The following is a 14357-nucleotide window of genomic DNA, read 5'->3' as shown; positions in this document are numbered from 1 at the left end:
CGGCTTGCGGTTTACAACTGCTTCGGCGGCTAACAATGAAAAATGCCGTTCAGTCTTAACTGAACGGCATTACACCCTCGGGTGCTTTTTTTTGTTGTCGCGTACCGCCCGCTACAGCGCGCAGGTGCGAAAGCCAATGAAGGACAGATCATCCTCCGGCAAGCGCGCCCACCTTGCCCGCACGTGGCGCAGCCGCGCGGGGCTGGCGAACGACACACCGCGCACCGCCTGGTGCGAGCCGAAGCGCCCCACCACCTCGCTGTCTGACGGCGCGGCGGCAAACCCGGCGTACGGCTCATAGGGCGTGGCAGTCCACTCACGCAGCGCCCCCCACTGCAGGCCGCGGTTCTGCGTCGCGGCAAGCTCCCATTCCGATTCCGCCGGCAGGCGCCGCCCCGCCCACACGCACCACGCCTGCGCCTCGTACAGCGTGACATGGCGCACCGCCTCATCCGGATTGAGCGTGCGCAGCGTGCCGAAGCGCTCCACCATCCAGGCGCGCGATTCCGGATGGCGCGACCAGTAGCGCGGCGCCGAGCGTTCCTGCGTCATCAGCCACTGGCGCCCCGCTGCCGACCACCACGCCGGGTGCTCGTAGCCGCCGTCCTCGACGAACTCTAGGAACTGCGCGTTGCTGACCGGCGCCATGTCCATTTCAAACGCGGGCACGTAGGTGGGTTGCGGCGGCAGCTCATCGGGCCAGGCAAAGCCGTCGGGATCGCTCCAGCCGAGCGTGAAGCGGCCGCCCGGGAAATGCAGGGTGCCGCCATGCCCCGCAGGCTGCACCGGACCGGCCCCGATGGCCTCCGCGGGCGCCATGCCCAGCGCCTGCAACAGCGCGGCCACGCCTTCGCCCTGGGCATCTTCATGCAGCAGCGCGCGGCGGTACGGGTACAGGGTCAGGTCGCTGTCGTCGGCCAGCAGCGCAATCCGGCGCAGCACGCCGTCGAGCACGTCGGCGGCGTAGCGCTTGACCACCGCGACGTCGGGCAGCGTGACCTCCCAGCGCTCGTCGGGGCCGATGCGGTCCGGGTCGAACCACTCGTCGGCGCCGTCCAGCAGCGACGGCTCGGCCGCCACCGGCACCGGCACGCCGCCGCGGTCCACCTGGCGCACGCCGCGCAGGCACCACCACTCCGCATGCCAGGCCACGTGCCCGAGCGTCCACAACGGCGGATCGGCATCGTACTGATGCGGCACGTCCCAGGCGCGGCGCGTCTGCCCGAACGGTGCCAGCCACGCCAGCGTGCGGTTGCGCGCATCGACCAGCGCCTGCGCCAGCCCTTCGCGCGGCAGCCGGCGCGGATCGGACCAGGCCGCCTTGCCGCCGGTGAAGTAGAGATCGGGAAGCATGGGAAAGCCGCTCATCGGGAAAGTCCGTGCAGGGGAGTGAACAGTGGACAGGCAGTGACCGAAGCAGGCAACTGCTGGCCTGGCGCTCGCACGCCAGGCCGGCCGCGGCCATTATGACACTACCTGCCATCCCTGCCGGATGGTGCCCGCGAGGGCGGATCAGCCGCGCGCGTGGAACACGGCGAACCAGCCGCTCGGGTCGGTCCAGTACACCGGGTCGTCAAACCCGGCGGCTTCCAGCAAGAGCGTGAAGTCCTCCGGGCGGTACTTGTAGGAGTCCTCGGTATGGATCCGTTCGCCGGCGGCAAATTCGCGCGCGCCGCCCTGCCACTGCACGCGCACGTCGCGGCACGCCTGCAGGTGCATCTGGATGCGCGAGGCCGCGCGGTCGAAGCTCGCCACATGGCGCCAGTCGTCCAGCGAGAAATCCGTGCCGACGATGCGGTTCACGTTGCGCAGCACGTTGCGGTTGAACGCGGCGGTCACGCCCAGCGCATCGTCATAGGCAGACACCAGCGTGGCTTCTTCCTTGTGCAGGTCAACCCCGATCAGCACGCCGTCGCCGCGCCCGGCCGCGCCGCGCATGCGCTGCAGCAATGCCAGGGCCTCGACCGGGGCGAAATTGCCGATGCTCGAGCCCGGATAGAAGAACAGCCGCCTGCCGCGCCTGACGTTGGCGGGCAGATCGAACGGCGCACACAGGTCGGCGCCCAGGCCCAGCATCGGAATGTCGGGATGCTGTTGCTGCAGCGACGACAGCGTCGTGCGCAGGAACTCTATGGAGATATCCAGCGCCACGTACTGTGCCGGGCGCAGGGTGCCAAAGAGCCTGGCAGCCTTTTCGCAATTGCCCGCACCCAGGTCCACCAGCACGCAGCCGCTGCCGGCACGCGCGGCAATGGCGGGCGCCGCGCTGGCAAAGATCGCGGCCTCGGTGCGGGTCGGGTAGTACTCTGGCAGGTCGGTGATGGCTTCGAACAGGCGCGAGCCCAGCACGTCGTAGAAGAACTTGGGGCTGATGGCGGCCTGCCCGGCACGCAGCCCGGCCAGCACCTGCTCGCGCAGCGCGCCGCTGTCCTCGCGGTACTGCTGCACGAACTCCGGCTGGGGCGGCTGCCGGTGCGCGCGGCCATTGGCCAGCGCGACCAGGGCGGGCGGTGCGGCCGCATGGCCGTTGTGGTGGTTCAGGGGTGGGAGAGGTGTCTGCGGGGCTTTTTTCTGGAAGGGGGTATTCGGCGGATTCGGGACAGCCGGCATGTCGTTTCCTTGTGTGGTCGCGAATGGTCACTGCTTCACTGCGTATTCCCCAAGGCCGCGCTGTGCATGTCGTGCGCGCCGGTCTCCGCAACGCCTCCCTGTGCCGTCCGGGACGCATCGGGCGAAGCCGAACTTAAAGGATAGGCCCATCCGGCGGATCGCGCACCGCCCGATCGCCGGATGGGCCGTATGCAGCACATCAAAAAAGCTTGAGTCAGTATCTTTCCTAATGGGGCATATCCCTTGCAGTTCGTTTATAATCCCGCCCAGCGCGGCCCCGAAACGGGTCGTGTCCCTCAAAGGGGAGTAGCTCCGGGGCCCATGCCCTTAGCACAATCGTCATTCCGGGACCCTTGTCCCCGGTTGTGCTGACTACCGGCGTGCATACCGCGCCAGTGGTCGAGCAAGACCTTTGCAACCTGGACTTCATGGTTTGCAAAGGCGCCCCCACGCTCCCGTGCTACGTGAATCCAGGCGAACCCGATACGCGCACTTGCGCTGATTTGTACCCTGAGGAGAGTTCATGGAGTGGTTTACCGATCTGTTCACGATGCAGTTCCTGACGGCACTGCTGTCCATCGTCGTCATTGACCTGGTGCTGGCTGGCGACAATGCCATCGTGATCGCCCTGGCGGCGCGCAACCTGCCCGCCCACCTGCAGAAAAAGGCCATCATCTGGGGTACCGTCGGTGCCGTGGTGGTGCGCTCGGCCATGACGATCGGCGTGGTCTGGCTGCTGAAGATTCCGGGGCTGATGCTGATCGGCGGCCTGGCGCTGGTGTGGATTGCCTACAAGCTGCTGTCCGACGAAGGCGACGGCGAGGGGCACGGTTCGGGCGCCTCGACCCTGTGGGGCGCAATGAAGACCATCATCATCGCCGACGCGGTGATGGGCGTGGACAACGTGCTGGCCGTGGCCGGCGCCGCGCACGGCAGCTTCCTGCTGGTGGTGCTGGGCCTGCTGATCAGCATCCCGATCGTGGTGTGGGGCTCGAGCCTGGTGCTCAAGCTGATGAGCCGCTTCCCGATCATCATCTACCTGGGCGCGGGCGTGCTGGCGTTCACGGCAGTCAAGATGATCGTGCACGAGCCGATGATCAAGGCGTTCTTCGAAGCCAACCCGGTGGTCAACTGGGGCCTGTACGTGCTGATCGTCGGCGGCGTGCTGGGCGCCGGCTACCTGGTGCAGAAGCGCCGCGTGCAGCAACCGGCCGGCAGCCACTAAGGCGGCAAGCCGTGCCAGGCATGGCCGGGGCACCCGCCCCGGCCAGCCCGCTGAAGGGCCATCCTGAGGGATGGCCCTTTTGCTTTAAAATGCCAGCTTTGCGGGACCAGTGCCCGCGTCACTCCCGATCCCGCCCCGCGCCGATGAAACAGTACCTCGACTTCATGCGCCATGTGTACGAGCATGGCACCGACAAGGCCGACCGCACCGGCACCGGCACGCGCTCGGTGTTCGGCTACCAGATGCGCTTCGACCTGCGCGCAGGCTTCCCGGTGGTGACCACCAAGAAGCTGCACCTGAAGTCGATCATCTATGAACTGCTGTGGTTCCTGCAGGGCTCGACCAACGTGCGCTGGCTGCAGGAGCACGGCGTCACCATCTGGGACGAGTGGGCCGACGAGAACGGCGAACTGGGCCCGGTCTACGGCTCGCAATGGCGCTCGTGGCCGGCGCCGGACGGCCGCCATATCGACCAGATCACCGAGCTGGTGGCGCAGATTCGCGCCAACCCGGATTCGCGCCGCCTGATCGTATCGGCCTGGAACGTGGCCGACATCCCGCGCATGAAGCTGCCGCCCTGCCACGCGTTCTTCCAGTTCTACGTGGCCGATGGCCGGCTGTCGTGCCAGCTCTACCAGCGCAGCGCCGATATCTTCCTGGGCGTGCCGTTCAATATCGCCAGCTATGCGCTGCTGACCCATATGATGGCGCAGCAGACCGGGCTGGAAGTGGGCGACTTCGTCTGGACCGGCGGCGACTGCCACCTGTACAACAACCATTTCGAGCAGGTGCAGACCCAGTTGGCGCGCGAGCCGCTGGCGCTGCCGCAACTGAAGATCCTGCGCAAGCCCGACAGCATCTTCGACTACCGCTACGAAGACTTCGAACTGGCCGGCTACCAGTCGCACGCCGCCATCAAGGCACCGGTGGCCGTATGACGCTGCTGACACTGGTGGTCGCCCGCGCCCGCAACAACACCATCGGCCGCGACAACGCGCTGCCTTGGCGCCTGCCGGAAGACCTGGCGCACTTCAAGCGCACCACCATGGGCGCGCCGGTGATCATGGGCCGCAAGACCTGGGATTCAATCGGCCGCCCGCTGCCGGGGCGCCGCAATATCGTGGTCAGCCGCAACCCGGACCTTCGCATCGAGGGTGCCGAGGTGGCGGCCTCGCTGGAAGACGCCCAGCGCCTGTGCGTGGGCGCGGAGCAGATCTTCCTGATCGGCGGCGCGCAGCTCTACGCCGAGGCCATGCCGTGCGCGGACCGGCTGGTGGTGACCGAGATCGACGCGGATGTGGAAGGCGATGCCTTCTTCCCGGCGATCGACCGCACCCAATGGGTGGAGACCGCGCGCGAGACGCATCATTCGGAGGCCAATGGCTTCGACTATGCCTTCGTCACGTACGAGCGGCCGCCGTCGGACGAGTCGTAAGCCGTTGCGCGGGCAATAAAAAAGCAGGCCGTCCGGCCTGCTTTTTCTTTGGGCGGCGCGCGCCGCTCAGGTGCCGGCAATCGTCATCTGCTCAAGCAGGATCGAGCCCGTTTCCTTGGTGCCGCGCACCAGCGCATCCGCGCCGATAGCGACGATCTGCTGGAACATCTCGGCCATATTGCCGGCGATGGTGATTTCCTCCACCGGGTACTGGATCACGCCATTCTCGACCCAGTAGCCCGAGGCGCCGCGCGAATAGTCGCCGGTCACGTAGTTGACGCCCTGCCCCATCAGCTCGGTCACCAGCAGGCCGGTGCCGAGCTTGCGCAGCATCGCCGGGAAATCGTCGCCGGGCTCGGTCAGCGAGCTGGTCAGTGTCAGGTTGTGCGAGCCGCCGGCGTTGCCGGTGGTCTGCATGCCGAGCTTGCGCGCGGAATAGGTCGACAGGAAATAGCCCTGCACCACGCCGTCGCGGACCACGTCGCGGGCACGGGTGCGCACGCCTTCCTCGTCGAACGGGGCGCTGCCCATGGCGCCGGGGGTGTGCGGCTGCTCATGGATCTGGATATGCGGCGCAAACACGGCCTGGCCCAGCGAATCGCACAGGAACGTGGATTTGCGGTACAGCGCGCCGCCCGACACCGCCTGCACGAAGGCGCCCAGCAGCCCCGCGGCCAGCGGCGCCTCGAACAGCACCGGGCAGCGGCGCGTGGACAGCTGGCGCGCCTGCAGCCGCGCCAGCGCGCGCTCGGCGGCGTAGCGGCCGATGTCCTCGGGCGCGGCCAGCGCCAGCGGCGAGCGCTTGGACGAGTACCAGTCATCGCGCTGCATGCCGCTGCCGCTGCCGGCGATCGGCGCGCACGAGATGAAATGGCGCGAATACGGGTAGCCGCCCGAGAAGCCGCGCGTGGTCGCCAGCACGAACTGCGAATGCTGCGCCGACACGCTGGCGCCGTCGCTGTTGCGGATGCGCGGCGACACCGCGAAGGCGGCGGCCTCGGCGCGGGTGGCGATGTCGATGGCGCGCTCGGCGTCCAGCGCCCACGGGTGGAACAGTTCCAGGTCCTGTGGCGCGCGTTCCAGCAGTTCTTCCTCGGCCAGGCCGGCGCAATCGTCCTCGGCCGTGAAGCGGGCGATGTTGTAGGCGGCCTCGGCGGTGGCGCGCAGCGCGGCCGGAGAGAAGTCCGAGGTGCTGGCATTGCCGCGGCGCTTGCCGATCATGACCGTGACCCCGACCACCTTGTCGCGGTTCTGCTCGATGGTTTCCACCTGCCCCTTGCGTACCGATACCGACAGGCCGCTGCCTTCGGAGATCTCGGTGGCGGCGTCGGTCGCCCCAAGTTCGCGTGCAACGCGCAGCACATCGGCGGCCATCTCGCTGAGCTGGGCCTGGGTGTAGGTGAAGTGCGCGGTCTGTTCTGCGATCTGGTCCATGCTGGGCGGGTGTCATCAAAAGTCCAAGCGGCAATCATAGCAAGATAAAATGCCGGGCATGACGCGAAATTCCCGTAATCCGAATGGCTCGCGCTTTCCCGGAGGCTTTGCGCCCGAACCGGAAGACGACGAACCGAAAAGCAAGTCGCAGCGCAAGCGCGACATGACCGCCCTGCAGGATCTTGGCGCCGAGCTCGAAGCCCTGGCCAAGGACCGCCTGGCGCGCGTGCCCATGCCCGAAGCGCTGGCCGACGCCATCCACCAGGCCCGCCGCATCAACAGCCACGAGGGCAAGCGCCGCCAGATGCAGTTCGTGGGCAAGATCATGCGCGGCCTCGAGGACGAAGAGGTCGAGGTGATCCGGCAAGCGCTGGAGGGCTTCAAGGGCACCAGCAAGGCCGAAACCGCCCGCATGCACCTGATCGAGCGCTGGCGCGAGCTGCTGCTGGCCGACGACGCGGCGCTGACGCGCTTCCTCGCCGAGCACCCCGGCATCGACGTGCAGGCGCTGCGCAACACCATCCGCAACGCGCGCAAGGAAAAGGAGCAAGGCAAGCCGCCGCGCTATTTCCGCGAGCTGTTCCAGGCCATCAAGACGGCGCTGGACGCGAAGGATGGCAACGCCGGCGCCGCCGCGGACCAACCCCCTACCCCGGAGCCCGAGGCATGACCCAGACCACGCAGCCGGTAGTCCGCAACCATCCCGATGAACTCGTTGTCGGCTTCGTTTCGATCTCGGACCGCGCCTCGGCCGGCACCTACCAGGACGAAGGCATCCCGGCGCTGCGCGAGTGGTTCGGGCGCACGCTGACCACGCCCTGGCAGGCGGTGGAGCGGCTGATCCCGGACGAGCAGGCGCAGATCTCGCGCACCCTGATCGACCTGGTCGACGTGGCCGGCTGCGACCTGGTGCTGACCACCGGCGGCACCGGCCCGGCGCGCCGCGACGTGACGCCCGAGGCCACGCTGGCCGTGGGCACCAAGGAAATGCCCGGCTTCGGCGAGCAGATGCGCCAGGTCAGCCTGCATTTCGTGCCGACCGCGATCCTGTCGCGCCAGGTGGCGGTGATCCGCGAGACCGCCAGCCGCGCCGCGCTGATCGTCAACCTGCCCGGCCAGCCGCGCGCCATCCGCGAGACCCTGGAGGGCCTGCGCGATGCCGATGGCAAGGCCGTGGTGCAAGGGATCTTTGCTGCGGTGCCGTATTGCATCGACCTGATCGGCGGCCCCTACATGGAAACCGACGAAGCCATCGTCAAGGCCTGGCGCCCGAAGAACGCCGTGCGGGCCAAGCCCGCGGCGTAAACGCCAATCCCCGCAGGCGCCCGCCTGCGGGCTCCCCTCCCCGCGCCTCAGCGCAAGCCCAGGTACAACCCCACCGGCACGAACACCACCGCGGCGATATTGCCCAGCAGCACGATCGACGCCACCTGGTCCGGCTCCTGCCGGAAATGGTCCGCCACCAGGAAGTTCAGCACTGCCGGCGGCAGCGCGGCAAACACAAAGAGCAGGCCACGCTGCAATTCGGTCAGCGGCACCCACTGCGCCAGCAGCAGCGCCACCGCGATTCCCGTCAGCGGGCAGGCCGCGGCGCCGACCAGGCCCATGCCCCAGTTGCGCAGGCTGACGTCCTTCATGCGCACGCCCAGTGCAAACAGCATCAGCGGCACGGTGGCGTCGCCCAGCAGCTTGACCGACTGGTAGACCGGGTCCGGCAGCGTGAACCATGGCCGCGCCAGCGCCAGCGCCACGCCCGCCACGGTGGCCAGCACCATGGGGTTGCGCGCGATCTGCGCCATCGACGCATGGCGGTTGACGATCTTCATGCCGATGGTGAAGTGCATCAGGTTCGATGCCGCGAACAGCGCCACCGCCGGCGCCAACCCAGCCGGACCGAAGGCAAATACCGACAGCGGCAGGCCCATATTGCCGCAGTTGTTGAACATCATCGGCGGCACGAAGGTGCGCGGATCGGCCTTCAGCAGCCGCGCCAGCGCCCACGCCAGCACGCCCGAGCCCAGCACCACCGCCACCGCGCAGCCCAGCAGCACCAGCTGGTCGGCCAGCACGAAATCCTTGCTGACGAAGGCCGACACCACCAGCAGCGGCGCGATCACGTCCAGCGTGGCGCGGTTGATGCCGGCCATGTCCGGATGGGCCTTGCGCCCGTACAGCCACCCGACCAGGATGATCAGGATGACCGGCGTGATGATGGAGACGATGCGCTCAAGCATGGGCAGGCGGGCGGGACGCGCCCCGGCGGCGGCCGCCCCGTGCGGACGGCCCGTCGCTTGCAGTGGGTTGTTGTTCCGGGAGCAGCCGGCCCCGCTTATTGCGCGGGCGTGTCGGCGGCCGGCGCGTCCGCTGCCGGTGCGGCGCCCGGCGCGGTGTGACGGATAAAGTGCGTGCGGTAGTAGCGCAGTTCTTCGACCGATTCCAGGATGTCGGCCAGCGCCGTATGCAGCTGGCGCTTGATAAAGCCCTTGTGGATGGCCGGCTCCCAGCGCTTGCACAGCTCCTTCAGCGTGGACACGTCCAGGTTGCGGTAGTGGAAGAACGCCTCCAGCTTGGGCATGTAGCGCGCCATGAAGCGGCGGTCCTGGCAGATCGAGTTGCCGCACATCGGCGACTTGTTGGCCGGCACCCAGCGCTTGAGGAAGGCCAGCAGCTCGGCCTCGGCCTGCTCTTCAGTCAGGGTCGATGCCTTGACCTTGTCGATCAGGCCCGAGCGGCCGTGGGTGCCCTTGTTCCAGTTGTCCATGCCATCGAGCACGGCGTCGCTCTGGTGGATCACCAGCACCGGGCCTTCGGCCAGGATATTGAGTTCGGAGTCGGTAACGACGATCGCGATTTCGATGATGCGATCGGTATCCGGCTGCAGGCCGGTCATTTCCATGTCCAGCCAGATCAGGTTGTTTTCGCTTTTGACGGATTTGGCGGTGGCTTGGCTTGTCATCGGGACTGCGGAAGATAGGGATTTCAGGGAAGCGGCCGCGGCGGGGGCGGGCGCGAACAATTTATAATTCTCGCATATCCGTCCGGAATGGCCGTTTGCGCACCAGCGCCGGGGCGTTTTCCGGATATCCCGGACCACCGCCTGCCCCACCCCGGGGCCCGGCGGTCCCAACGGACGCCCGCCGCGCACAATGCGGGGCGCCCGCACCCACAACAAGGCTCTTGCCGATGTTCACGATTGTCTTTCTCGCCGCCCTGGTGCTGATGGTGCTGACCAGGCTCTGGCTGGCCGCCCGCCAGGTCCGGCATGTGGCGCAGCACCGCAATGCGGTGCCGCCGCGCTTTGCCGACACCATCAGCCTGGCCTCGCACCAGAAGGCCGCGGACTACACCATCGCCCGCACCCGGCTGTCGATGCTCGAGGTGCTGGCCGGGGCCGCGGTGCTGATCGGCTTCACCATGCTGGGCGGGCTGCAGTGGCTCAACCAGTCCTGGCTGGACACTTTCGGCCCGGGCTATGCCTATGGCGTGGCGCTGGTGGCCAGCGTGGCGCTGATCGGCGGGCTGGTCGACCTGCCGTTCTCGCTGTACGGCCAGTTCGGCATCGAGCAGCGCTTCGGCTTCAACAAGATGACGTTCGGCCTGTGGCTGGCCGACATGGCCAAGATGCTGGTGGTGGCCTGCGCGCTGGGCCTGCCGCTGCTGCTGGCGGTGCTGTGGCTGATGGAGCGCGCCGGCTCGCTGTGGTGGGTCTGGACCTGGCTGGTGTGGATGGCCTTCAACCTGTTCCTGCTGGTGGTGTTCCCGACCTTTATCGCGCCGCTGTTCAACAAGTTCGAGCCGCTCACCGACGAATCGCTGCGCCAGCGCATCGAGGCCCTGATGAAGCGCTGCGGCTTTGCCAGCAAGGGCCTGTTCGTGATGGACGGCAGCAAGCGCAGCGCCCACGGCAATGCGTATTTCACCGGCTTCGGCGCGGCCAAGCGCATTGTCTTCTTCGATACGCTGCTGGAGCGCCTGACGGGCGACGAGATCGAGGCGGTGCTGGCACATGAGCTGGGCCACTTCAAGCGGCGCCATGTGGCCAAGCGCATCGTCGTCACCTTTGCGCTGAGCCTGGTATTCCTGGCGCTGCTGGGCTGGCTGGCCACGCGCAGCTGGTTCTACACCGGGCTGGGCGTGGTGCCCAACCTGGGCGTGTCCAACAACGCGCTGGCGCTGGTGCTGTTCTTCCTGGCGCTGCCGGTGTTCACCTTCCTGCTGGGGCCGCTGTCGAGCCTGTCGTCGCGCCGCCATGAGTTCGAGGCCGACGCCTTTGCCGCCGACCAGACCGATGCCGGCAACCTGGTGTCGGCACTGGTGAAGCTGTACAAGGACAACGCCTCGACGCTGACGCCCGATCCGCTCTACAGCGCCTTCTACTACTCGCATCCGCCCGCCGCGCAGCGGATCGACCGCCTGCTGGCGCACGCATGAGCCGCGCCACGCGTCACCGCAACGCCGGCGGCGGCAGCCATGCCGGCACGGCCACCGAATCCGCGCTGATCATCGCCGCCCATGGCCGCCACTACGTGGTCGAGCTGGGCGACGGCACGCGCATGCATGCCTTCCCGCGCGGCAAGAAGAGCGACTGCGCGGTGGGCGACCATGTCAGCGTGGAACGCGCCGCCGCCGACCAGTGCGTGATCACCGCGGCCTCGCCGCGCAAGAACCTGCTGCACCGCTCCGACCAGTTCAAGTCGAAGCTGCTGGCCGCCAATATCGACCAGGTCGTGATCGTGCTGGCAACCGAGCCGGGCTTCTCCGAAGACCTGCTCGGCCGCGCGCTGGTGTCGGCCGAGGCCATGGAGATCCGGCCGCTGATCGTGCTCAACAAGACCGACCTGCCCGACCGGCTGGAGGAAGCGCGAGGGCGCCTGGCGCTGTACCGCAGGCTGGGCTACGACACGCTGGAGCTGTCGGTGCGCGCCGACCCGGCGCAGGCGCTGGCCGCGCTCAAGCCGCGCCTGGCGGGGCTGGCCAGCATCCTGATCGGGCAATCGGGCATGGGCAAGTCGTCGCTGCTGAACCTGCTGATCCCGGGCGTGGATGCGCAGACCCGCGAGATCTCGGCCAAGCTCGACTCCGGCAAGCACACCACCACCTTCACGCGGCTCTATCACCTGCCGGCCGAATGGGGCACCGTGGACGGCCATCAGGGTGCGCTGATCGATTCGCCGGGCTTCCAGGAATTCGGCCTGTACCACCTGAGCGAGGGCATGCTGGAGCGCGCCTTCCCGGAGTTCCGGCCGCTGCTGACCGCGTGCCGCTTCTACAACTGCCACCATGTCAACGAGCCCGGCTGCGGCGTGCTGGCCGCGGTCGCCTCGGGAGCGATCTCCGAGCGCCGCCACCAGCTCTACATGCAGTTGCTGCACGAATCCAACCAGCAGAAGCCGTGGTAAGGTAAGCGCACCTGGGTTACCCGGTGCGCTGCCATGAAACTGCTGCTGTCCGCCACTTCCCTCGTCCATGCGGCCCATTGCCGGAACGTCCTGCGGGCGGCCGGCATCCGGGCGGAATTGCGCAATACCTGGCTGGCCGGCGCGACCGGCGAGATCCCGTTCCGGGAGAGTGCGCCACAGGTGTGGCTGGTCGATGACGAGATGGAAGCGCAGGCGTGGGCGGCGCTCAATGCCGCCGCCAACCCGGCGCCGGGGCCGAGCTGGCAATGCCGCCACTGCCTGGAATGGCACGAGGCCCAGTTCGGGGCCTGCTGGCGCTGCGGCGCGGCCCGCGACTAGCGCGCCGCCCCCCCCTTTTTAACGCTGGTCAGCCGACCCAGAGCGCCAGCGACAGCATCGCCAGCAGCAGCATCCACAGCACCACCGCGCGCCATACCAGGCCCACGGCCGACTGCAGCGTGCGCACGCCGGGCTCGGTGCCGAATTCGGGCGGCACCGGTTCCGGGCCGCCGTTTTCCTCTTCCATGCCGGGCGCATAGTCCACGGCCGGGCCGGCCACGCTGGCGCGCAGCACCACGGTGGAATCATCCTCGGCCAGCGGCGTGCCCAGGCGCACGCCCAGCGCCCCGCCCCCGCTGGCAAGCAGGATGCCGTTGACGGCATCGTTCCACTTGCGCGCATGGTTGCGCCAGGCGTAGACCGCGTCCTCGAAGTTGCCGACGATGGCAAAGCCGATCGCCGTCAGCCGCGACGGAATCCAGTCCAGCAAATAGAAGGCACGCGCCGCAAAGCGGCCCAGCGCGGGGCTGCGCTCGGTCGAGGGCTGGTTCCAGTGGCGGCTCAGGTATTCGGCGGTGCGGTACAGCACCACCCCGCCGGGGCCGACCGGCACCAGGAACCAGAAGAACACGCCGAACACATGCCGGTGCACGGCGATGATTGCCGCTTCCAGCGTGTGCCGCACGATCTCGGAGACCGGCATCTCGACGGTGTCCAGGCCGGTCCATTCGTGCAGCAGCGTGCGCGCGGTATGGACGTCATCGCGGTTGAGGGCCTCGTGGATGTCGGTGAAGTAGTGGCTGAACTGGCGAAAGCCCAGCGTCATGTACAGCACCAGCACATTCCAGGCGAGCGTCAGCGCCACGCTGATCGAGGCCAGCAGGTAGTGCACCACGATCACCGCCAGGGTCAGCGGCAGGACCACGGTCAGCCAGGCCAGCGCGGCATCGCGCGGCCGGCCGGTGTCGAAGGCATGTTCCGCGCGGTCGCCGAGTGCGCGCACGATCTCGTGGATCGGGTTGTTGCGGCCCAGGGCGCGGAATTGTTCAGCGATCAGCGCCAGGAGAATGGAAACAAAGGTCATCTTGGTACGGGGTGTTCCAAGGGCACGCCTGGCCCTTCCGGGCTTGCCGGCGATGTGTCGGCGCAGGCGCAATGCATAGCGAGAAGATAGCACAGCGCTACCTGCCGGGGCCCGGCGCGCCGCGCAAAAAGCAAAAGCCCGCCGTCAGGCGGGCTTTTGCATGCGGCAATGGACGATGCTCAGGGCAGGTCGAACACCAGTACTTCGGCGCCATCGCCGCCGGACAGCGCGACCTCGCCCTCGGCTTCCAGCCTCGCCGCGTCGCCGGCTTCAAGCGCCTTGCCGTTGACCGTCACCCGGCCGCGCGCCACGTGGATATAGGCGCGGCGGCCCGGCGCAAGCGCCAGCGTGGCAGCCTCGTCGCCATCGAACAGGCCAACGTACAGGCGCACGTCCTGGTGCACCACCACCGAGCCCTCGGCACCATCGGCGCTGGCCACCAGGCGCAGCTTGCCGCGCTTGTCGGCTGCGTCGAAGTGCTTTTCCTCGTAGCCAGGCTCGATGCCGTTCTCGGCCGGCATGATCCAGATCTGCAGGAAGTGGGTGGTGTCGTGCGCGGCGTGGTTGTACTCCGAATGGCGCACGCCGGTGCCGGCGCTCATGCGCTGCACATCGCCCGGGCGGATCACGCTGCCGTTGCCGATGCTGTCCTTGTGGGCCAGTTCGCCCTCAAGCACGTAGCTGATGATCTCCATGTCGCGGTGGCCGTGCGTGCCAAAGCCCATGCCCGGCGCGACGCGGTCCTCGTTGATCACTCGCAGCGGCCCAAACTGCACATGTTGCGGGTCATAGTAGTCGGCGAACGAGAACGAATGAAAGGACTTCAGCCAGCCATGATCGGCGTAACCACGCTCTGCAGACTTTCTGATTTCAATCATTTTGATGGCCCTC

15 protein-coding genes are annotated in these 14357 nt (G+C 67.8%); 8 read left to right on the top strand and 7 right to left on the bottom strand.

Annotated elements, in window-relative coordinates:
• Window positions 1–111 precede the first annotated feature (111 nt).
• Both AC3WLF_RS24830 and egtD read right to left on the bottom strand, forming a co-directional pair.
• Complete coding sequence (locus AC3WLF_RS24830; RefSeq protein ID WP_492358960.1) at window positions 112–1368, bottom strand: SUMF1/EgtB/PvdO family nonheme iron enzyme; 1257 nt, start codon at window positions 1366–1368, stop codon at window positions 112–114.
• 144 nt (window positions 1369–1512) lie between these two features.
• On the bottom strand, window positions 1513–2610 hold the full coding sequence (gene egtD, locus AC3WLF_RS24825; protein WP_492358959.1) for an L-histidine N(alpha)-methyltransferase: 1098 nt from the start codon (window positions 2608–2610) through the stop codon (window positions 1513–1515).
• Between the two features lie 523 nt (window positions 2611–3133).
• Here egtD and AC3WLF_RS24820 point away from each other — a divergent pair.
• The 3 genes from AC3WLF_RS24820 to AC3WLF_RS24810 all read left to right on the top strand — a co-directional run bounded on the left by AC3WLF_RS24820 (window position 3134) and on the right by AC3WLF_RS24810 (window position 5270).
• Window positions 3134–3835 (top strand): TerC family protein, encoded by a 702-nt coding sequence (locus AC3WLF_RS24820; protein ID WP_010813608.1) that lies wholly within the window; start codon window positions 3134–3136, stop codon window positions 3833–3835.
• A 143-nt stretch (window positions 3836–3978) separates the two neighbouring features.
• Window positions 3979–4773, top strand: a complete 795-nt coding sequence (locus AC3WLF_RS24815; protein ID WP_492318694.1) for a thymidylate synthase — start codon at window positions 3979–3981, stop codon at window positions 4771–4773.
• A complete protein-coding gene (locus AC3WLF_RS24810) occupies window positions 4770–5270 on the top strand; it encodes a dihydrofolate reductase (RefSeq protein WP_492318695.1) in 501 nt (166 codons plus the stop codon). Before AC3WLF_RS24815 ends, AC3WLF_RS24810 begins: the two co-directional genes overlap by 4 nt.
• Window positions 5271–5336: 66 nt before the next feature.
• Here the strand turns inward: AC3WLF_RS24810 and pmbA are convergent, their stop codons facing one another.
• Window positions 5337–6704, bottom strand: coding sequence for a metalloprotease PmbA (gene pmbA, locus AC3WLF_RS24805; RefSeq protein WP_013957507.1), 1368 nt, complete (start codon window positions 6702–6704; stop codon window positions 5337–5339).
• Window positions 6705–6762: 58 nt separating this feature from the next.
• On the opposite strand from pmbA, the gene yjgA reads away from it, so the two are divergent.
• Both yjgA and mog read left to right on the top strand, forming a co-directional pair.
• Window positions 6763–7374: a ribosome biogenesis factor YjgA gene (gene yjgA / locus AC3WLF_RS24800; RefSeq protein ID WP_492351566.1), complete on the top strand. Its 612-nt coding sequence runs from the start codon at window positions 6763–6765 to the stop codon at window positions 7372–7374.
• Window positions 7371–8009, top strand: a complete 639-nt coding sequence (gene mog, locus AC3WLF_RS24795) for a molybdopterin adenylyltransferase (RefSeq protein ID WP_051591363.1) — start codon at window positions 7371–7373, stop codon at window positions 8007–8009. The genes yjgA and mog overlap by 4 nt, the downstream gene beginning before the upstream one ends.
• Window positions 8010–8056: 47 nt before the next feature.
• Here the strand turns inward: mog and AC3WLF_RS24790 are convergent, their stop codons facing one another.
• A complete protein-coding gene (locus AC3WLF_RS24790) occupies window positions 8057–8938 on the bottom strand; it encodes an AEC family transporter (RefSeq protein WP_010813614.1) in 882 nt (293 codons plus the stop codon).
• A 95-nt stretch (window positions 8939–9033) separates the two neighbouring features.
• Complete coding sequence (orn, locus tag AC3WLF_RS24785; RefSeq protein WP_492318698.1) at window positions 9034–9660, bottom strand: oligoribonuclease; 627 nt, start codon at window positions 9658–9660, stop codon at window positions 9034–9036.
• Window positions 9661–9887: 227 nt separating this feature from the next.
• Here orn and AC3WLF_RS24780 point away from each other — a divergent pair, with 227 nt between their 5' ends.
• The 3 genes from AC3WLF_RS24780 to AC3WLF_RS24770 are packed head-to-tail and all read left to right on the top strand — an operon-like array spanning window position 9888 to window position 12442.
• Window positions 9888–11135, top strand: a complete 1248-nt coding sequence (locus AC3WLF_RS24780; RefSeq protein ID WP_492357535.1) for a M48 family metallopeptidase — start codon at window positions 9888–9890, stop codon at window positions 11133–11135.
• Window positions 11132–12103, top strand: coding sequence for a ribosome small subunit-dependent GTPase A (gene rsgA / locus AC3WLF_RS24775; protein WP_492357536.1), 972 nt, complete (start codon window positions 11132–11134; stop codon window positions 12101–12103). Before AC3WLF_RS24780 ends, rsgA begins: the two co-directional genes overlap by 4 nt.
• A gap of 33 nt (window positions 12104–12136) precedes the next feature.
• Entirely contained in the window at window positions 12137–12442 is a 306-nt protein-coding gene (locus tag AC3WLF_RS24770) for a putative signal transducing protein (protein ID WP_316150879.1), read from the top strand.
• Between the two features lie 28 nt (window positions 12443–12470).
• Here the strand turns inward: AC3WLF_RS24770 and AC3WLF_RS24765 are convergent, their stop codons facing one another.
• Window positions 12471–13466 carry a CobD/CbiB family protein gene (locus tag AC3WLF_RS24765; RefSeq protein ID WP_010813619.1) on the bottom strand — a complete coding sequence of 332 codons (996 nt, stop codon included), beginning with the start codon at window positions 13464–13466 and terminating at the stop codon, window positions 12471–12473.
• Between the two features lie 179 nt (window positions 13467–13645).
• A complete protein-coding gene (locus AC3WLF_RS24760; RefSeq protein WP_492357537.1) occupies window positions 13646–14344 on the bottom strand; it encodes a pirin family protein in 699 nt (232 codons plus the stop codon).
• Window positions 14345–14357: the final 13 nt, after the last annotated feature.

The organism is Cupriavidus sp. FW306-01-F10A (genome assembly GCF_058782785.1).
Note: the sequence above shows the minus strand (reverse complement) of the source record. Positions and strands in the feature narration are given on the sequence as shown.